The following is an 18,893-nucleotide window of genomic DNA, read 5'->3' as shown; positions in this document are numbered from 1 at the left end:
GGGAGAAGCGATGTACGCACAACTGCGGCGCTGGTGGGCGAGCGGATCGCCGCTGTGGCAGCGACTGGTGGTGTGCGGGGTCCTCACCGTTACCGCCTACGGGGCCGCCCAGGTCGCGACGATCCTCAAGGGCCATGTACTGCTGGTCTTCGGCCTCATCGTGGTGGCCTTGGTGGCCCTGTCCGTGGGCACGTTCCTGCTGGTGATGGCGCGGGCCCGCGGAGAGGGCATCTACTCCCCGCGGTGGTACCGGAAGTTCCAGCAGGAGGCCTGGGCGCACAGCGAGGGCAGCCCGCAGTAGGACGGACGGCACCGCCCGCGAAGCCGGGCCAGGCCGCGCCGTTGTACGGGGAGGGATGGGTACGCGTACTCATCCCTCCCCGTACAACGTTTGGCCATACTGACTCTCGCCGATGCGCGGGGATCAGCGACAACGACAGGATCAGCTCCGCAGGGGTGACCGGTCACGACGAAGGGCCGCCCCTGCGAACGGGGGCGGCCCTTCAACACTCCGTAGAGTGACTCAATCCGCAGAGGTTTCGCAGAGCCGCGCCCCGAAGGGCACGGAGAAGAACGACAGCTTCAGCGTCCGAGGAGGCTGTTCTGCGATCCGTAGTGGTGCTGCGGTCGAGCTGTGTTCCACCCTGCCACACGCCTCTGACAACCGGCGAACCGACACCCGGGGCCAGGCCCGAGTACGCCAGGATGTCCGCCACCCGCGCGCCCGGATCGGCACCCTGATCCAGGCACTGGAACTCATCCCGGCAGCCTGACCGCACGCCCCGAGAGGAGGCGGTCAGGCGGGTTCCCTCACTCAGCGCCCCGCAGCGAACAGCGCACGCGCATGGTCGTCGATGTAGCTGATGATCCTGTCCTCCTCGAACGCGAAGGCGTACGCGAGCATCTTCGACGCGAACCAGCCCCCGGCCAGCAGCAGCTCGACGTGGTCCGTGGCGCTTGCCCCCGGGCGGGCCCACTTCAGCATCAGGGCGGTGGCGCGCCGCTCCCGCCTCTCGGCGGCCGCAGCCTGGCCGGCGCCTTTCGGCTCCCGCAGCTCATCAGCGAACACCTTGGCGGCGGCGATGACGACGGAGTCCGCCGGGTGCTCGACAGCCAGGTCTGCCTGGTGCTCTCGCACCGTACGGGCCTGGATGGCAAGCCAGTTCTCCACCGCCGTCGGGTCACCGTCCTGGGTGATGACCAACGCGGCGACAGCCGTACGCGCCAGCGCGCACGCGACGGGCGCCACCTCCGTGCGCAGGTCCGCCTGCCCTGCCCACCGGCTCTGGTAGGCCAGCGCCTCGCGGAGGGACCCGCGGGCCTGGTCGACCGTCTGCTCCAGGCCCTGCTTTGCCAGCACCCCGCCGAGTAGAGCCCGGATGAGACCGAGAGCCATCAACTCGGTACCGGCGGCCGCCCGTGTGCTGTCTGTAGTCACTGGTGGCCTCCGTCTTCCCCGGCGGCGGTCGGCGTCCCCATCGGCAGGCCCGAACTTCTCGGGTGCCGTTCGGCGGCCAGGTGGGCCCCATGGTTGTACGCACCCGCACCGGCGGCGTGCATCCAGTGCATGGCCCTGTTGAGCCAGTCCGCCGCGGTGTAGTCCGGAACGCGCGTCTTCGAGCGTTGCCGCTGCCAGTGCCGCTCACTCCCCAACTCGCGGCGGACCACCGTGAGCGACTTCCCGTCGAGCGCCCCGAGCACCCTGGTCCGGGCAAGGGCGTCGAAAGCGTGATCGTCGTCCAGCGCTGTGGGCATCGCGGCCCGCGCCCCGGCCATCGCCCCGCGTACGCGCGACAGGGCGTACGCGAGCCGGGGCACCCGGTCCGGCTCGATGCCCAGCTGCGCGCGCACGGCGGCCGCCGCGTCGTTGAAGGCGGGTTCGTCGACGCCGACCAGTAGCCCCTCGTCAAGGCGCCGCTTGATCTCGCCGAGGGTGGAGGTGCACGCGCTGGTGAAGGTGTCCGCGAGCTCGTCCAGGCCGTCGACGGCGGCCGCGAGATCGGCCGGTGTGTCGCCGGGCGCCTCCCAGTGCTGGCAGACGAAGGCGGACAAGGACCGCTCCGCCTCCCACACGGCGGCGGCCGGGGTGTCCTTGACCGCGGGAAGCGCCCGCTGCACCGATTTCCCCGAGGCCCGTGCGCTGTAGCGCTTCTCGGGCACCGGCCCGAGCAGCTGCGTCGTGACCGGGTGCTCCAGGGGTTCCTCCGGCCGCTCCTCACCGGGGCGCGGCATTGTCCCGCCGGGCAGCGGGCACCACCCGCCCGGCGGGTAGAGCACCGCTTCGGCCCGGCGCTGTTCCTCGGACGCCGCGATGACCTCCGGCAGTACGGAGACCGCTCCCGAGACGTGGGCGCTGTGGCTGCTCCACTCCCGCAGCTCGTACAGCAGCCGCGACGCCTCACCGAGAGTCCGGGCCACGGGGTTGTCCGGGGCCTGACCGGGCTTTGGCCATTCGGGGACCAGGCCCTCGCCGTACTCCTGCACCAGGTTCCGGAAGGCGCTCAAGTTCAGGTGCGCCGCGTGGATCTGGCGTGCCATCATCACCGCCACGGTGGTGGGGACTTCGGCGGGCCGGTGCTCCGAGGCCCGCGCCTTCACGGGTCCCTCGGGCGCGGCGTCACCGTCGCGCGGAGTGTGGCCGCGGGTATCGACTTCCAGGTAGTTGCGGCCACCGCTGTAGGGGGCCGGGTCCGTCACGGTGAAGTGCTCCGCGAGCACGTCGAGCAGAGCCTCCGTTGCGCTCTCGTCGCCGGTGATCCGGACGCGGGCGACCCCGGGCAGGGTCTGGCGGCGGCTCACGACAGCGTCCCGCGGACCGCGACGAGACCGCCGAGGAGGTGACCGGCCCCGGCGGTACGGTTCATCGCCGCCAGCCAGTCGTCGCCCTGCCGTTCGCCCACACTGCCGGCGGGCACGACCAGGAGTAGCGCCTGGCCCTGGGTACGGGCGGCCTGCCGCCACTTGCCGGGCGTCGCGTACCCGCCTTCCTGCCGGTACCAGGCCCCGGCGCCTGCCCGCATCACCGACACCATCCGGCCCCGCTCGCACCGCAGATGCCATCCGGTGAGCACCGGAAAGGGCTCGCCCCCGGTCAGGTCGACCGGCTTGAACCCCTCGGACAGCCGGGCCGCCAGATAGCCCTCGATCCCGTGTTCGTCGGGCTCGCCCGGCTCCACGAGCACCACCGGCACCATCCCGCCGCCGCCCGGATTGCGGGCGAGACTGAAGTGCGTGTAGTCCGCGTTCTTCGGTCCCTTCAGTCCCCTCGCCGGCTCCGGCTGCCGGTCCTCTGGACTGACGTAGAGGCCCCGGCTCTGCCGTGCGGCCATCAGCTCCGACCACGCCCAGATCCGCGCCCGCCCGCATGCCGGGTGCGTCCATACCGGCTGCACCGTGTCGAGCGATCGGCCGTCGATGGACAGGGTGCGAGTGGTGAGGCCGATGTGGACCTCGGGTTCGGCGGTCACGTCGATCGCCGCGTCACACAGGAAGCAGACCACCGGATCGCCCGCGGCCTCGGACTTCTCCGCGTGCAGGGGCAGCTCCGCCATCTCCTGCGCGCTCAGCAGCTGGTCGGCGCCCGCACTCATCAGGTAAGCGGTGGCGCCCGCCCCGGTGTAGCGGCGCAGTTCCTCCGCGTCCGGTTCCGCACCTCCGGCCGGGGTGGCGGCCGCGGGCTCCGGACGCGGCGGCGCGGCGGCCGCCCACACGTCCAGGGTGTCCTCCAGCAAGGACTCCAGGTCCTCCGCCGTCAGGGCCTCGACCATCGCGAGGACCTCACTGCCATCACCGCTGCGACCGCTTCCCCTGGCCACGGAGTGGAAGCGCTGGGTGGTGGGGGAGGCCGCGAAGCCAGGGGAGGGCAGCAGGGAGTAGACGCTGCCGGCCAGGCTGGCGATGACGAGCCGGTCCCCGCTCAGGACCTTGTCCGCGAGGCTGGCCTGGCACGGCTTGCACTGCTCGATACATGCGCCGATCAGCGCGGAGGCGGTGCTCATGTCGGCCCGCCGGTCGGCACCGAACCCGGAACTGTCGACGGGGCCGATCTCCGGGCCCAGGTGGCGATGTGCGGTGCCCGACTGGGCGGAGGTGTACGAGGCGCCGCTGGCGGCCTTCTTCTGCTTGATGCGCTCACGCTCGGCGTGGCTCTTACGGCGGTTCTTCACGTTCTTCGGCACAGCTGACTCGTTTCGGCGCGGCGCGGACCCATGACCCGGCGCGCACGGTGAGCAGCGCACGGCGGAGGTGGTCGTCGAAGACGACGGTGAAGAACATTCGTGCGCTGGCGCGCTGACCGGAGACCGGAGAGCTGACCAGGTCCCGAGGACCCTGGCACCTTTGCCGCGGTGCTCCTCCGGTCATGGGCCGGAAAAGCGGGCTTGGGCCTACGCGATGCCCGCAGCAAGCGTACCGAACCGGCGACGCCCGTACAGGGCGAATCCCCGCCGTGTTGGGGTGCCAGTCAGAACGCTGCATTCCAGGCGCGCATCATCTGGAGGCGCAGGTTCTCGGGGCAATGCGTATTACACATCCGGGTGGCGAGGTATCGCCGAAAGTGTCCGCAAGGGGTGCTTGTTTGCCCTAATCGAACGCATGCCCGATTCTTGGAGTGTGTCGGATCGGCGGGTGCCTCCAGGGCGCAGGGAGCGGAACGGCGTCGCGCTCGCGACGTCGCCGGGGCCCGCGCTGCCTCCGGTGGAGGTGTTGCTCCCCAATGGCACGGGGGTGGTGCAAGGGCGGCTGATCCGGTGGCGGCAGACCGATCAGGGCCAGTGGGTGGCCCGGGTCGGCATCGAGGTCTGGGGGAGTACGTCCCGCACCGGCCACGACGGCATCGAGGTCCAGGTCCTGGAGATGGACGCCCCGAGCGGCCGTGTGCGTCGCGTTCGGGGGGCAACGTACGAAGCGGTCCCGCGGCTTCGCTTCGTGCGCCGGGACGACGGGGCGGCACAGCTGGCCCCGCAGGCGCCACGGGCCGGGCCTGCCGCGGAAACGGCGCCCGCCGACACCGGCGAGGGCCGGTGGGTCGCGGAGGTGATGCCGATCGGCCGGGGGCTGCGGGTCCATGAGCCGGGGTGCTGGGCGATCCACGGGCGGACCGGGGTCGTCATGGACACGGAGCTGGCCGCGAAGCTGCTGCGGGTGGACCCGGAAGCGTCACCGTGCGACGTGTGCCGTGCGCTGACCCGTTTCGACGGAGCGGGCACCACGGCGTCCCCGTCGGGGTGACCGTGGGGTAGCGCCGAGGTAAGCCCAAAAGCCGTCAGTACTCGATCCTGGTGGGTGTGGCGCTCGGTCCGTTCAGCGCAGGCTGCAACCGGGAGCGCGTTGACGCGGTTCTCGTCAGGCGTTCACAAGGCGTTGTCCAGCCTGCGCAGCCGGCCGACTTCTTCCAGCGCCGTTGTCAGCGCGGCGGTGAGCGTGCTGACGTCATGCATGGAGTTCTCGACCTGTCCCAGGGTGCGGGCTAGGCGGGTTTCGAGGAGTCCGCCGCGCAGGTCCGAGGTGCCGATGTCCATGGCGCTGCCGAGGGCGACGATCGTGCCGTAGTAGCCGTGCAGGACCTCGTCGCGGCCGGTGCGCCCGGCGAGGGAGATGGCCTCCAGCGCGCCGAGCGGCGTGATGTTGTCCGGATCGGCCATCTGCTCGCTTAGGGCCTTCTGGCCCGCTTCGTGGCCGTGTGTCTGGGCGATGAGTTCGGCGACGGCCAAGAGCTGCCCGGCCGCGATGGCTGGACTGTCCCACGCCCCGCCCTCAAGGCGCAGGCCGAGCGCATTCAGCGCCGTCTCGATGCTCTCGACGGAGGTCGGGCCGCTGGTGGTGTTCTGCGTCATGCCGGGCAGCGTAGCGGGGCCGTACCGGCCGCCGCCGGGTGTTCGGATGGTGCGGGTAGATAGACGATTTACCCGCACGGTTCGTCCAGACCGCCTCAGCGCGGGGGCGCGGGTGGACAGGCGCCGGGTGCCATCGTCTCGTGATCGCGTCGCATGTCCGAAGCGTCCAAGATCAAGTACTGGCGACGTCTGGGCTCACCTCGGTCGCCCCCACCGTCGGGCACCGAGCAGGCGGCAACAGACAGTCCCGGACGGGTGATTCCTGCCTGACTGCGCCCGTGCCCATCCGGGCCCGGCCGTAGTTGTACGCGACGGCGCGACCGATGGGCGCGCCGTCGCATGCGGCGACGCGAGCGTGCGTCGCCTGAACGGATCGGATGACGATGGCCGAGCTGACCGAGTACCCCGCAGAAGACGACGGTCTCCGTACCGCCGCCGCGGCTTTGCTGACCGCCTTCGAGAACCTTGGGCCCGAACACCAGGCCCTGACAGCCGAAGGGAATGGGGCCACAGCCAAAGAGCGTCAGGGCACCGTACGTCGCATGACTCAGTCCCTTGTGAACGCCAGCCGCACTCTGGTCCACGCGATGGAGCTGCTGACCCAGAGCTACGGAATGCGAGCCCTCGGCATCGGCAATCAGATGTCGAAAGACGCCGACGGCGCCGACTACAGCCCTCTCCTCACTTCCGGCAACCCTGACGAGAAGCTCTACGAGACCGCTTCGTTCGTCCAGGTCGCTGTGCGGCGCGTGGGTGAGGCGTACGAGCCGACGAAAAAGTACCCCGGCCTGGCCACCGCAAGACAGCCGCAGGCAGTGAGGACCGTCCTGGTGAGCCTGCGAACTGCTCTCAACGGGCTGTGTGCCGAGATGATGGCCCGTGATCTGACAGAGGACTCCGCTGAGTTCGCCCCGTGCCTCACCTTTCTCGAAGAACTGGAAGCCAGGGTGTGTACCACGTTGCCCACTCTGGCCGATCTGCCCGGCTGCAAGCACGTGACGTGGGACACCACGCTGTACGGCAAGCTCCTGAGCGCCGGCATCGGCAGTGCCGAGCGAGACGTCATCTTCTGGCTCCTGTGCCAGCCGACCGCCCAGGAGCAGCAGCCACTGGACGAGATCGCCACCCAGCTTCATCTTGAGTCTGACCAGGTCGACGAGGCACTGAAAAAGTTGAGGGCGATCGGTCTGCTGCGAGCAGACGGGACCCTTGTCAGTGTCTACAACGGCCCAGCTCCAGCCTGATACCCCCTGTGGGAGCCGCCGGGTGCCCGTAGGGGCGCCAAGTACCGCTCAGGGCAGCCGATGAAGGAACGGACCGCGAGCATTCGCGCATTGCGGTTGAACACGAGCCCTTCGGTGGTGCTTCTTGCGACCCAGCTCCTGCACCCCGGGCCGTACCGCAGGCCCGGGGCCAAGGGCGGGCGGGTTGACCTGTGTGGCAGCGCGTCAGCCGCCGTGCTGCTTCCGGCAGGCGGCGACCGTGGCCGGGTCGAGCCCGGCCCCGGCGCCCCACGAGCAGATGATGCCGGGGTTGTACGTGGTGCGCGGCCGCCGACGGGGCTGGGAAGTCTGCGGGGCGGCGGGCCGGACCGCTTTGGAGGGTGGCCGGGCAGCCTTGGGGGCGGGGCGCCGGGTCGAGGCGGAACCCCGGCGAGGCCCAGAGGGGCGTTCGTGCGAGGTCCTGCGAGGAGAAGTCTTGCGGCGCGGGGGAGTGCGGGGCCGGTCGCCGTTCCGCTCTGCCGCAGGACGGTTCGCCCCTGCCGCCGGGGCCGGGGGAGTTCGAGTTGAGGGGGCCTTCGCGGGTGCGCGGGGGCCGGTGGCTTCAAGGGTGGAGTGCGTGCTCGGCTCCACGGGGGTGGGCCAGGCGGGCACGGCCCGGACCTGCTGAGGGCGTGGCGCCGGGGCGGCCGTTGCAGCGCGGGCGGGCGCGGAGGGCACCGAGACGCAGCCGGTCATGGTGGTGCCGACGAGGAGCAGGGCCGCGGCCAGCAGCGTCCGGTGCAGACGGGGAGTCATGTGATCACCGTGCCGGTTCCGCGGCCGCCGCCGTCGCCGGACACGCAACAGTCGCGCGTACGAGTGGGGCCTTGTCACTGTTTCGTTGACGCTGACCCCGGGTGGTTGGGGGCCGGTCGACCACGGCCCGCCCCTCGGGGAACCCCATTCGCCACCGAGGCCGCACACGCCCCTCAGAGCGCCCGGCAGGTCCTGCGGCGCGGAATGGGGCCACGAAGGCGCTGCGCGCGCGTCAGAGGCCACATCAGGCTCTCCTGTAGGGGGTTTGGGACCCGAGGATGCATCAGGACCTGCACCGATACGGCGCCTTGCTTCTTCTGTCGCCGCGCGGAGCGCGTCCTTTGGGTCTGTACCCCTCGCCCCACGGTCCGCAGTCTGCAACGGCGGGTCAGGGGAGCACGGACGAGAAGCAGCGCGGATGGGTGGGGCGGGGCCTGCTCGGCCCCGTACGGCGCGCGCAGGCCCTCCGGCACCGGCCACGGCCCCGCCCCACCCATCCGCCCCTCTTTCGCGCGCCCTTGGGCGCGCACTCTCAAGACAGGGGGATAATTAACCTCGGGCGCTTTACAGAGCTGAGCGGTGGACCGCTCCGCTCAAAAAGTGCAGCGCCGTGGTCGATGGGCCGGGGCCCGGTGCCCATCGGCACTGCCCGACCCAACCCAGGCCGGAGACGCCGCTACTACGTCGCGGGGGCTCCTCGCGGCACGTCGGCCTGGGTGTCCCGAGGGGGAGTGGGCCCAGTAGGGCCCACGGACCCGAGGGAGGAGTATCGGGCGCGGAGGTTAATTATCCCCAGTCCGGCTATGCGGGGTTCCGGGAGCTCGGTGAAGGGGTACGCCGAAGGCCCGCCTCCCGGAGGGGTGGGAGACGGGCCTTGGAGAGCATGCCGCAGCGAGAGCGGCGGCCGCGGGCGGGGCTAGTCGAAGTCGCTCATGCGGTGCGCATCCCCGGACGCCATCCACCGCTCGTACGGCGAAGTCGCCTTGCTCCGGCCACGGCGGGCGAGCTCCCTCAGCAGCTCACTCCCGGTCAGCTCGCGGGGTGCCGCTGCGGCTCTCACGGCCTGGAGCTCGCGGTCGACGGCCGCCAGCACATCCTCCATCTCGTCATGGATTTCGACGACCGGCTTCGGCAAAGCGGGCAGGTGCTCCACGGGGTTCCCTTCGGTCGGGGCTTCTACAGGGTAGGGCGCGGCCGGTACGACGTTGTTGGCTTCAGCCAACACGCTCGGCCGACCCATCGGGGTCCGTTGGTTGCAGCCAACGGACCCCGATCAGAGCGGTGTGCGAAGGGCCCCGCCTCGGAGTTGAGGCGGGGCCCTTCGGAAGTACGTCGGTCAGGAAGTCGGCGTGGGCACCGGAAGATGCCGGACGGTCGCAAGGGGGCGGTGCGCCTGGTCGTCCGGGGCTCCCGTCGCAGAGATCCCGAGAGCGAGGTACACCGCCGCACCGAGCCGGTAGGTCTGCACTCCGACGACGCGGCCGGCGGGCTCCAGCCACGTGTCCGCGAGAAGGGCGTTCACTGCCCGGGAGGTGGCCGAGGTGCTCATGCCGACCTGTGCGCCGACGGCAGAAGCGGACTCGTCGACACGCTCACCGAGGGGGACCGCGGTCGCGACGTACATCAGGATCTTGGACGCGGCGGCGGGCAGGTCCCCCGACTTGCACAGCAGCTCGTGCAGCTGCTCGCGGGTGAGCCAGTATTCGGCTTCGAACTGCTCAGCCGGGGAGCTCATCACTGGACCTCCTTGGGGGGCCGCGACTTGGCGGACTCCGGCTCGGGTGCCTTCACTACAGGATGCCTCATGTCCGCCACGGCCTTCACCTGCTCTTCGGCAGGTCCGTCGTATCCGAAGCGCCCATTCAGGCGGTACAGCTTGACCTTGGCCATCGTGCCAGCTTCCAGGAGGAAACCGCCGGTGTGGAGCTTCTTGACCGACTTCGAGACCGCCCGGGGGTTCATTCCGAGCTTCTGCCCGATCTGGTCGAAGGTCATCTCCAGGCGGGCCGCCTTCTCGCCCGTGTTGAAGAGGTAGAAGCCGAGCACATCACGGTCGTTGCGGTCGTAGCCCGAGTCCTTGCACCACACCGCCGCACCCATCTCCTTGGAGACGTTCACGTGGCGGCCGCGCCAGCTGTACCGGACGGGCTTCTTCGCGGGCTGCTCGTCCTCGAAGCCGGGGAGCATGTCGATCTGAACGAGTTCGCCAGAATCGCGAACGACTCCGTTGCGCCTTCCCATAGCCTCCCACCTCGGACTTTCCCATGTACGGGAATCGATGGGCGCCACCCTACACACCCTTCCCGGAATCGGGAAACGCCATTGAAGAACCTCGGTGTGTCGAGACCAGCAGGGACCGTTTCCCGAAATCGGGAAGCGTGATGCAGATTCTTACATTCGTCTGTCGCGGAACGTACAGACAGAAACGCTCTGACCTGCGGAAACGATCTTTGCCTCTAACTACGTAGTAGAGGCCGGTGGCGACGTGCGGCGGAGGAGGCGCCCGTGGCGCGTTCACCTGCACCGGTCGACGGTCACCCTCCCGTGGTTGATCGCCAGGGCGGGGGAGGCGGCTCCGCCGCGCGACAACAGCATCCCCCGATTCCTCCTTACCAGCCGTCTTTCCCTCACCGACCTGAGTCAGCCCGAAATTCTTCCCACCTGCTCCGGCCGCTCCTGGCCCTCCTCGACCTCAGCCCCTCGCGGTCACTACGACGGTGCAGGCGGGTAACGACGCGGCGAAGGAATCCCCCCGGCCCACCACTCAGTTCAGCCACTGACTCCGGGGCAACTGTCCAGGGAGGGCCCCCTGGGGCCCGAGTGGTGCGTGACACGGAGCGCAGCGGAGTGTCGCGCAGGGCAGGCGGCAGTGGCTGGTCCAGCGCAGCCGAAAGGCGCTGGTGGGGGGTCTGGGGGGAGGCGCCCCCCAGGGGTGGGCGGTCCAGCGCGCCCTTGGCGCTGGCGGGGGTCCGTGGGGCTGGCCCCCGGGACTGGACCGCAGGTTCTCCACGCTGCGATCCCAAGCGGGTTTCGTGACAGGCCGGCCGCACCTGCGGGTCAGCTGAACGTAAAAGCGGCTGGCTACTGAAGGGGGTGGCTGGGCCTGGAGCCTCGCTTTCGGATCTTGGTCAGTTGTTTGCGGTCCTGATTCGACGAGGGAACTTCTTGAGGCGCTCGCGCCGTTGATCGCGGCGGAGCCGCCTGCCGGCCCCTGGCCCGTACGACGGGGAGTGGGTCCGACTGGCCTAGCGATCGGGAAACGCGCCGTAAGGCGCCTGCTTGCCCGCGGACATGAGTGGCCCCCGGCGAAGTCCGCCGGGGGCCACTCATGGTCTCAACTGACCTGCGCGGATTCCTTCTTCACCACTTCGATGCGGCATCGTCCACACAGGCCGTCGGTGCCCAGGGCGGGCTTGTCGTGGGGGCAACCAGTGTTGTCGGGCCCCGGGCAGCGCTCGCCGTCCCAGGTGGCTTGCGCCGGGACAGCTACCACCGGTGGGTGGTCAGGGCGGTCGGCACGTGCAGCAAGAGCGGCGCGGTGTTCGATCGCGGCGAAGTTGCTGGCGACCTGCCGGGCCACCAACGCCTGTGCGAACGGGGAAGCTCCTCCTCCGGCTGTTTTTTGAGCGGCCTGCTCGATTTCTGCGGTCATGTGAGCTCGGAACTCGGTCACGGTTTGGTCGGTCCCGCCGGTCCGCCGGTGGTCGTCCAGTGCCTGCTGGACGAAGCGGCCGGTGTCTCGGGTCCAGGAGTCGATGGCTTTGAGGCACTCGGTGCACGGCTGGCCGTTGCTGCCACGGTCCTCTTTGCAGTACGGGCAGGCCCGGCGCCGGGACTCGGTTTCCTTCGCCTGAGCCCGCAGCTTCCGCTCCCGCTCCTTGTCGGCGCGGCGGTCCTTCTCCCGCTCGATGCAGCTGCGGCAGGGGTTGCCATCGTCGAGTTCGCCGTCCTCGCAGCGGGGTTCGGGGCACGGCCCCGGCTGGAGCATGGCGACGGTCGCACCGACCGGGCTGTTCAGTGTTCCTGCGGCGTTGTGCTTGGTGTAGCCGTGCGTCACCCAGCGACGGGCGACCCGGTTGCCGAGCATCTTGGCCCGGCCGAGGCCACCCCCGGCCAACTGCTCCTCGATGGCCCGGACCACGGTCTTCGGCCGGTCGGAGCGGACTTTGCGAACCAGCGCTTCCCGAAGTGCGTCCGGAAAGCCTTCGAGGACGCACTGGACCTCGGGCGTGACCAGCACCTCCCTGCCAGATCGAGCCGACTTCCGGTTCGGCGCTCCTGCGCCGTCAGCCGCGGCGGAGCCGCTCGACGTCCCGCGCGCGCTACTACCTGTAGAGGGCCTCCGGCCGTCACCAGCGCTACGCGCTGCAAGCGCCGAATCTGGTTTCTGTTGGTCTGGTTTCTGTTGGTCTGGTTTTGCACCCCTGTTTTCAGCGGTACCGGTCCCACCATTTCCAACGGCAGGGGCCCCCCCATTTTTAGGGGTACCGGCCACGACGGCCCCTCTATTTTTAGAGGTACGGCTCTGACCTGCGGTTTCTCTCGAATTGGCTGCCTCGAAGGCTGCCGTGTCGGCGGTCTCGGCCGCAGCTGCCGCAGCAAGACGTTGCTTCCTTCGAGACAGCCACTCCTGGCGGGACCTGGGTCCGGTGTAGCCCTCCGGCGGGTGGTACCGGACGTCGTAGACGTACCGGCGTCGCATCTTGTTCGCGTAGCGCTTCTCCGTGATGACTACGGCGCCGATGGACTGGAGGGCCTCGCGGTAGGGCTTTAGCTGGTCTGGGTTCTTGATCTTCATGGCGTCGGCGAGTTCGGGCCCTGCGGGCCAGACTCGGTTGTGCGATTCGCTGTGGTTCACGCAGGAGGCGAGAACTGTGTAGAAATCGCGCTGCGCAGGCTTCAGATCGGAGTAAGTGATCCACTCCGGGACCATGGACCATGGAAGCGGTGCGTCAGAGCTCATGACTTCGATCTCGTCGTCGAAAGAGGGCTCATCGGTCATGCGGTCGCTCCAAAGCCGCGCGGGTGCGGACGGAGAGACAGGTGGTGCTCGAACGGCATGAAGGGCTTCCCCTTATGGGTGCTCGGGGAGCCTCGTGGCCGGAAGAGGGCGACTGGCGTGATCAACGTGGTGTTGCAGCACGGCCGCGCTTATCCTGGCGCTGCTGGCGTGGTGGTACACGCGAGCGAGGCCCCACCTTGGTGGGTGTGGGTCTTGCCCCCTTGGGGGCGATGACTCGGCCAGAGTCGGATTGGTGGCCGTTCCGTACGTCGGGGCGGCCACCAGGCGTTTCAGCTGCTGTTTGCTGGTCCGCCCGGGTGGACGGCGGAGGTGCTGCGCCTGGTCTCCCTGGGCAGGGATGGAAGCCACTCGCGGTGACCGCACTGCCGAGAGGTCATTCGTGCAGCCCGCCCGCTGCCTTCTCGGCTGCGGCATTGGACCAGGCATGGAGCCGTTTTAGGGCCCCTGTGCGGATGTCCTCTTCGGTGTCACCGGCCAAGAGCTCAGGGTGAGCAGTAATGAGGTCGATTGCCACCCGGATCAGGGTGTTCTCCGTGATCCGCTCCACCTTGCTGTTGCGTGCGTCTTGTAGGTCCCGGGCCAGGTCCGCCAAGTCGGTGTAGTGGTCCTTGCGCAGCGGGACCCATTTCGGCCTGAGCCCGTCGGGCTCGGCTGCGCCCTTGGCTGACGGCGGCATCGCTCTCCTCTTAAACCTTGAACTTGATGACCTCAAGAGACTAGAGGTTCCTGCCGGCTGGGCCGTACCGGACCGCCGCTCACGGAGTGCTTCTTTCAAAAGTCGGTCCTTTCTCTTGGCTGGGGACAACTCGAAAACTACCCCGTGAACCCTTGAACTTCAAGGGTTCACGGGGTAGTGTTTGTGACGTCGGAGAGAGCAGAACCGCAGCGCGCAGCGCCCGTTCCTGTTCTTGTCCGTGGGTCGTCTCGGAGGTGGCACTCCTTTTCGACCTTCTCGAACCCGCACACCGAAAGGCATTCGCATGTCCATGCATACCCCTGTCTCTAGGCCCCCGTACGGGGCCGCGCTGCACGCGCTGTCCGCGCTGACCGGACAGCCGGAACACTTCTTCCTCGGCCGCCCGGCCGACTCCTCCCGCAAGCGCGGGGCGCACATCGAGTTCGTCACCATGCTGCTGCTGGACCTGGACGACCCGGACGCCCTTACCGCCCGCCGCCGTACCGCGGCCCCGAGCCCGGCGCTGCTCGCCGTCGTCGACGAGCTGGAGCACGCCGAGCAGATCCCCACCGCCCCCCTGCTGAGCGACGACGAGTTCGCCGGGGGGTGGGCCGCGTGAACTTCAACGCCCGCACCATCGACGCCGTCAACGACTTTTCCCGGTTCTTCCTCGGCCAGCTGGATCAGCTCAACACCGGCCTGTTCCTCCTGGTCGTCCCGCTGTTTCTGATCGTGGTCGGCGCCGCAGCCGTCGCGCTCCTCGCCGTCGCGGCCGCCGTCACGGTCGTCGCCGCAGCGATCGGCGTGATCCTCATGGCCCGTCGCGCGATCAACGCCGCAGCCGCCCGCAGCTCCGACCGGGCGGTGACGACATGAGGACCATTTGCACGCTCCCGCTGACCCGCGCGGCCCTGGACGACCACCACCTGGCCGACCGCGACGAGGCCCACGAGCTGGGCCGGTGCACCCGGGTCTACGCCTCCCAGAACCCCGCCCCCGTACGAGCCGCCACCCCCCGCGCTCAGGAGATCACTGCCCGATGACCCTCACCGAACCCCGCACCGAGACCGAGAACGACACCCCCCTGATGACCCGCACCGACCGCCGCACGGTCGGGAAGGCCGCCGCCAAGCAGGCCGGGGCCCGCGCCAAGCAGGCCGAGGCCGAGGCCAACAAGACGGAGAAGCTCGCCGGGCTCGACGTCAAGGAACGCAGCCTGACCGTCGAGCAGAAGCGGGAGAAGGCCGAGCAGCAGCGCCGCCAGGCCCGGCGGGCGGAGAAGGCACGTATCCGCAAGGAGAACGTGCAGAAGTGGAAGGGGCGCGGCAAGGGCTTGGTCCACGCGCTTCCCGTGATCGTGGCGGTGTTGGCCGTCGCGGCGCTGATCGTGGCATCCGTCTGGATCGCGTGGCCGGCCCAGGCGGAGGCCATGCGCGCGGACCTGGGTGACCGGTCCTGGGTCGTGCCCGGTGTGGTCGAGGGTCTGACCTGGACCTCCGCCTCCTTGACGATCCTCGCTGTCCGCCGCGGGGCACCGGCAGGCCGCTACCGGCTGATGACCGCCGTCTCCGCACTGATCGCGGCGAGCCTCAACCTGGTCCACTCCCCGAGCGCGTCGGCCGGGCAGGTCAACGCGCTCGCCTCGCTCGCCGGTGTCGTCGCCTTCGAGATGATCGTCGGCCTGCTCCAGCACACGCAGAGCGGCCGCACGGCCGCCGAGGTGCGCGAGCAGTTCGCCCGGTGGATCGCCCACCCCATGGTCTCGCTCACCGCCTGGCGCATCCGGGCCCCGTACCGCAAGTCGATCAGCGTGCAGCAGGCATGGGACCAGGCATGGCAGTCCCACCACGGCGGCGAGCCGGGAACGACCGCCGCACGGGTGCGCCGCCAGCGTCGGGCCGAGGCACGGCTGGGCCGGGCCCGTACCTGGACGACCCGGCGCAAGCTCAAGTCGCTGGAACGGGCCCGGCAGGCAACCGCAGCCGAGTCGGCCATCGCGGAGCGTTCCGCCGAAGCCGCGCAGTGGCGTGCCGAGGAGGCCCGCGCATGGGCCGATGAGTTCCGGTACCGGGCGATCGAGGAGGAACAGAAGGCCGCTGCGCGGCTCAGTTCCCAGATGTACCAGGGCCTGCCCTGGGTGGGTGGCGAGTGGGTTCCCGTACCCCGCCCGGGGGCCGGTTCCGAGGATGCGGCCGACCGTTCCGAGGAGGCAGAAATTCAGTTCCCGCCTGGGGAGTCGGCCCCTGGCACCCCGTCCGGGAACGGCACGGAACCCGCTGAGCGGAACGCCTCCGACGAGACCGGGAACAGCCGCAAGTCGGCCGGCGGGAACGGTTCGGCACGCGCGGAACGCAAGCTGCGGCCGCACGTGGAACGCGCCTTCGAGATCGCCCGGGAACTGGCGTACGACGCCGCGACCGACCCGCGACGCAAGACCGGGAACGGCTACTTCTCCCCCTACACGCTCGCGGATCGGGTCGGTATCCGGCGCCAGGCCGGGCCCGACCTGTTGGCCCTGGTGGAGGCGGAACCCGGCTTCGCCGAGGCGATGGCCGAGGCGATCGAGAAGGCCCGCGCAGACGCGGAGAAGACCACCGACACCAACGAGGAACTGGAGGCCAGCGCATGAGCGGAACCCCGGCACGCAACGTCTCGCCCCTGCTGATCATCGCCGCCCCCGCCGGCATCACCGCCGTGTGGGTGCTGCCCAAGAACTACGGCTGGCCGCTGGAGCGGGCCGCCATCGCCGCCGTCGTCGTCTTCCTCGTGGTCATGTGCCTGGCGCGGCTGCCGGGCTGGCTCGCGGGCGGGGCCAAGAGGGCCGCCAGGGCGACGAAGAAGCTCGGCAAGAAGAAGACCGACAGCAAGTAGTCCCACCACCCGCGAAACACCACGGGGCCCGGCCGGAGAAGTTGACGCGACCCGGCCGGGCCCCCGCCCCCCAACAGAGAGGAGCACCACCCATCATGACCCAGGCCACCGACCACTCCGCACCGAGCGGACAGGTCATTGACATGACGAAGCGGCTGCCGCCGGAGAGCCTCGCCAACCTGAAGAAGGCCGCCCGCGCCGAGGCCCTCAGCAGCTCCGCCGGGGTCGCCGACGCCCGTACCGGAACTGTCCGGCTGTCCGCCGAGGTCGACGGCCAGGACGTCGTCATCGAGCAGCTGGACGACGAGCGCCGCCGGGGGCTGCGCGCCCTGGTCCCCGCCTCCCTCACCAACCCCGACGTGTGGGCCCACCGGGGCGAGGTCCTCGCGCACGCCGCCGGGTTCCACGTCGCGCACAGCCCGGTGTACGTCTGGCGGATCGTCAAGCTGTCGTCCATCGGGGTGTGGGCCGAGCTCGGCGCGGCGTGGGGGTACCTGCTCGCCACCGAGTACGGCGCCGACATCGACGAGGCCAAGCGCGAGGCGAAGAAGAAGAAGGGCTTCGCCGACAACAGCGACGTCGCCCAGCTCCGCGGCGAGCGCAGGCAGGTCGCCAGGGCCCGCCGCCGCGAGAACCTGACGGTCCTGTCCGCCACCGGCTTCACGTCCTACATCGCCGCCGTTGTCGGCATCGCGGAGGTGTGGGGCGTGGCCATGGCCTTCCCCGCCCTGATCCCGGTCATCGGCGTCATGTACGCGTGCGGTGCGCGTGAACTGCGCCGCCGTGGCAACGACTTCGTGGTCTTCGAGCCGGCCGCGCTCGAAGAGGACGCTCCGTTGACCGATGCGCAGATCAACCAGGCGCTGCGGATCGCAGTCCCGTCGTTCAAGGAGGACGACGAGATCCAGCTGGTCGGCCTCATCCAGCGGGCCGACATCAACGCCTCGCAGTGCGTGTTCAAGCTGCCCGCGCACGTGACCGTCTCCAAGCTCATCGAGCAGCGCGAGGGCATTGCCGGTGCGCTTCAGGTTGATGAGAACTGGCTCGACATCCAGCAGGACGGCCATCCGACCCGGTGCAGCTTCTGGATCGCGACCTCTGACCCGTTCGAGACGGTGCGCCGTTCCCCGCTGCTGGGCCAGAGCACCCCCCTGGACCTGTGGAACGACGGCGCGCCGATCGCCTACAACAAGCGCGGGGAGACCCGGCGGCTGACGATCCGCGACATCATGCTGCTGATCGGCGGGGCGACCCGGACCGGTAAGGGCATGGCGCTGCGGAACCTGATCTGCGCGCTGGCACTGGACCCCCGGATCAACGTCCGGATTGTTGACGGAAAGCCGACCGGCGAGCACCTCGTCTATGCGCCGATCGCCGCGACCATGTTCGGCCGCGACCGCAACCGGCTGGATTTCCTGCTGGACGCCTACGAGGCGGAGATCGAGCGGCGCGAGGACCTGCTGGCCTCGCTCGGCGAGTCGAAGATGACGGCGAAGCTGCTCAAGAAGCTCAGCATCGAAATTCTCATCATTGACGAATTGGCGACGTATACCCGCAAGAGCGTGCCGGGCGCGGCAGCGCGCCTCTCGCGGCTGGAATTCCTTTCCAGCGTCGGCGCCGGTCTGGGCGTCCTCCTGGTGGTGGCCACCCAGCACCCGGAGGTCGAGGTCATCCCCGCGGGCCTGCGCGGCAACATGACCGGCAGGTGGGCACAGCGGACCGCCGACGCGGACGGCACGAACGCGATCCTGGGCAAGGGCGCCACCGGCCGGGGGATGCGGGCCCATGACATCCCCCGGGACAAGCGGGGCCTGGGCTGGCTCGACATGGACGGCATCGCCGAGGAGCTCGCCCGCTCCTTCCTCATCGACGAGGAGGACGCGGGGGAGGCGTCCGAGATCATCGCCGTCGGCTGGGAGCTGCGGCGCGCGGCCGGACGGCTGCCGGGCCAGTGGGACGACCCGATCGAGGCGTACCTGGTGCAGATGACCGGGCTGTCCTCTGCGGCCGGCGGCCCCGGCGGGCGCGGCAAGCCGGGGCGCCCCGGGCAGGCGGCTGCGGACGCGACGGTGCTGGACGTGCTGCTCGGGGCCTTCGAGGAGGGCGCCGACCGGGTGCCGCTCGCGGACGTGCGCGCCGCTTTCGCGGCCTGGAGCGCCGACCAGTGGGCCCAGAAGGACGACGAGGACGACGCCACGTACGAGGGCCGGTTCGGCAAGGACCTCGGTGCGCGGCTCGACGAGCAGCTCGACGGCACGGGCGTCGAGCTGGAGCCCAAGCGCTGGCGGGTCGGCGAAGGGCAGGTACGGGTTCGTGGCTACCTCCTGAAGCACGTCGAGGCCGCCCACGAGGCCGCCCGGAAGATCCACAAATAACCCCTAGGCCAGGCCCTAGGCCGCCCGGTATCCGTGCAGGTCAGGGCCTGGCCCGGCCGTAGGACACCCGGCCCCGGTCCTGGGACGCGTCCCAGG

At 69.9% G+C, this 18,893-nt stretch carries 19 protein-coding genes; 9 read left to right on the top strand and 10 right to left on the bottom strand.

Annotation, left to right across the window (positions count from 1 at the left end):
• The first annotated feature begins 10 nt into the window (after positions 1 to 10).
• Positions 11 to 301 carry a hypothetical protein gene (locus HNQ79_RS29905; RefSeq protein WP_185036118.1) on the top strand — a complete coding sequence of 97 codons (291 nt, stop codon included), beginning with the start codon at positions 11 to 13 and terminating at the stop codon, positions 299 to 301.
• Positions 302 to 814: 513 nt separating this feature from the next.
• Here HNQ79_RS29905 and HNQ79_RS29900 read toward each other — a convergent pair.
• The 3 genes from HNQ79_RS29900 to HNQ79_RS29890 are packed head-to-tail and all read right to left on the bottom strand — an operon-like array spanning position 815 to position 4,178.
• Positions 815 to 1,438: a hypothetical protein gene (locus HNQ79_RS29900; RefSeq protein WP_229923720.1), complete on the bottom strand. Its 624-nt coding sequence runs from the start codon at positions 1,436 to 1,438 to the stop codon at positions 815 to 817.
• Positions 1,435 to 2,799, bottom strand: a complete 1,365-nt coding sequence (locus HNQ79_RS29895; protein WP_185036117.1) for a hypothetical protein — start codon at positions 2,797 to 2,799, stop codon at positions 1,435 to 1,437. Before HNQ79_RS29895 ends, HNQ79_RS29900 begins: the two co-directional genes overlap by 4 nt.
• The gene (locus HNQ79_RS29890; protein WP_185036116.1) at positions 2,796 to 4,178 is read right to left on the bottom strand and encodes a DUF8842 C-terminal domain-containing protein; all 1,383 of its coding nucleotides are present in this window, start codon (positions 4,176 to 4,178) and stop codon (positions 2,796 to 2,798) included. Before HNQ79_RS29890 ends, HNQ79_RS29895 begins: the two co-directional genes overlap by 4 nt.
• Before the next feature lie 523 nt (positions 4,179 to 4,701).
• Between HNQ79_RS29890 and HNQ79_RS29885 the strand changes: the two genes are divergently transcribed.
• Positions 4,702 to 5,229, top strand: coding sequence for a DUF6233 domain-containing protein (locus tag HNQ79_RS29885; protein ID WP_185036115.1), 528 nt, complete (start codon positions 4,702 to 4,704; stop codon positions 5,227 to 5,229).
• A 122-nt stretch (positions 5,230 to 5,351) separates the two neighbouring features.
• On the opposite strand, the gene HNQ79_RS29880 is transcribed toward HNQ79_RS29885, so the two are convergent.
• Positions 5,352 to 5,834, bottom strand: coding sequence for a hypothetical protein (locus HNQ79_RS29880; RefSeq protein ID WP_185036114.1), 483 nt, complete (start codon positions 5,832 to 5,834; stop codon positions 5,352 to 5,354).
• A 383-nt stretch (positions 5,835 to 6,217) separates the two neighbouring features.
• Between HNQ79_RS29880 and HNQ79_RS29875 the strand changes: the two genes are divergently transcribed.
• Positions 6,218 to 7,078 (top strand): hypothetical protein, encoded by an 861-nt coding sequence (locus HNQ79_RS29875; RefSeq protein WP_185036113.1) that lies wholly within the window; start codon positions 6,218 to 6,220, stop codon positions 7,076 to 7,078.
• Positions 7,079 to 7,282: 204 nt separating this feature from the next.
• Here the strand turns inward: HNQ79_RS29875 and HNQ79_RS29870 are convergent, their stop codons facing one another.
• The 6 genes from HNQ79_RS29870 to HNQ79_RS29845 form a co-directional block, all read right to left on the bottom strand.
• Positions 7,283 to 7,852, bottom strand: a complete 570-nt coding sequence (locus HNQ79_RS29870; protein ID WP_185036112.1) for a hypothetical protein — start codon at positions 7,850 to 7,852, stop codon at positions 7,283 to 7,285.
• A gap of 916 nt (positions 7,853 to 8,768) precedes the next feature.
• Entirely contained in the window at positions 8,769 to 9,005 is a 237-nt protein-coding gene (locus tag HNQ79_RS29865; protein WP_185036145.1) for a hypothetical protein, read from the bottom strand.
• A gap of 183 nt (positions 9,006 to 9,188) precedes the next feature.
• Positions 9,189 to 9,587 carry a hypothetical protein gene (locus tag HNQ79_RS29860; RefSeq protein WP_185036111.1) on the bottom strand — a complete coding sequence of 133 codons (399 nt, stop codon included), beginning with the start codon at positions 9,585 to 9,587 and terminating at the stop codon, positions 9,189 to 9,191.
• Complete coding sequence (locus tag HNQ79_RS29855) at positions 9,587 to 10,093, bottom strand: transcriptional regulator (protein ID WP_185036110.1); 507 nt, start codon at positions 10,091 to 10,093, stop codon at positions 9,587 to 9,589. Before HNQ79_RS29855 ends, HNQ79_RS29860 begins: the two co-directional genes overlap by 1 nt.
• A 1,093-nt stretch (positions 10,094 to 11,186) precedes the next feature.
• Positions 11,187 to 12,854, bottom strand: a complete 1,668-nt coding sequence (locus tag HNQ79_RS29850) for a hypothetical protein (RefSeq protein WP_185036109.1) — start codon at positions 12,852 to 12,854, stop codon at positions 11,187 to 11,189.
• A 394-nt stretch (positions 12,855 to 13,248) separates the two neighbouring features.
• Positions 13,249 to 13,551, bottom strand: coding sequence for a hypothetical protein (locus tag HNQ79_RS29845; protein ID WP_185036108.1), 303 nt, complete (start codon positions 13,549 to 13,551; stop codon positions 13,249 to 13,251).
• 304 nt (positions 13,552 to 13,855) lie between these two features.
• Here HNQ79_RS29845 and HNQ79_RS29840 point away from each other — a divergent pair, with 304 nt between their 5' ends.
• The 6 genes from HNQ79_RS29840 to HNQ79_RS29815 all read left to right on the top strand — a co-directional run bounded on the left by HNQ79_RS29840 (position 13,856) and on the right by HNQ79_RS29815 (position 18,797).
• Entirely contained in the window at positions 13,856 to 14,170 is a 315-nt protein-coding gene (locus HNQ79_RS29840) for a hypothetical protein (RefSeq protein WP_185036107.1), read from the top strand.
• Positions 14,167 to 14,427: a hypothetical protein gene (locus tag HNQ79_RS29835; RefSeq protein WP_221508296.1), complete on the top strand. Its 261-nt coding sequence runs from the start codon at positions 14,167 to 14,169 to the stop codon at positions 14,425 to 14,427. The genes HNQ79_RS29840 and HNQ79_RS29835 overlap by 4 nt, the downstream gene beginning before the upstream one ends.
• Complete coding sequence (locus tag HNQ79_RS29830; RefSeq protein ID WP_185036105.1) at positions 14,424 to 14,594, top strand: hypothetical protein; 171 nt, start codon at positions 14,424 to 14,426, stop codon at positions 14,592 to 14,594. Before HNQ79_RS29835 ends, HNQ79_RS29830 begins: the two co-directional genes overlap by 4 nt.
• On the top strand, positions 14,591 to 16,180 hold the full coding sequence (locus HNQ79_RS29825) for a DUF2637 domain-containing protein (RefSeq protein WP_185036104.1): 1,590 nt from the start codon (positions 14,591 to 14,593) through the stop codon (positions 16,178 to 16,180). The genes HNQ79_RS29830 and HNQ79_RS29825 overlap by 4 nt, the downstream gene beginning before the upstream one ends.
• On the top strand, positions 16,177 to 16,422 hold the full coding sequence (locus tag HNQ79_RS29820; protein WP_185036103.1) for a hypothetical protein: 246 nt from the start codon (positions 16,177 to 16,179) through the stop codon (positions 16,420 to 16,422). Before HNQ79_RS29825 ends, HNQ79_RS29820 begins: the two co-directional genes overlap by 4 nt.
• A 95-nt stretch (positions 16,423 to 16,517) precedes the next feature.
• On the top strand, positions 16,518 to 18,797 hold the full coding sequence (locus tag HNQ79_RS29815) for an FtsK/SpoIIIE domain-containing protein (RefSeq protein WP_185036102.1): 2,280 nt from the start codon (positions 16,518 to 16,520) through the stop codon (positions 18,795 to 18,797).
• Positions 18,798 to 18,893 lie beyond the last annotated feature (96 nt).

The organism is Streptomyces candidus (genome assembly GCF_014207445.1).
Classification (GTDB): Bacteria; Actinomycetota; Actinomycetes; order Streptomycetales; family Streptomycetaceae; genus Streptomyces; species Streptomyces candidus.
Note: the sequence above shows the minus strand (reverse complement) of the source record. Positions and strands in the feature narration are given on the sequence as shown.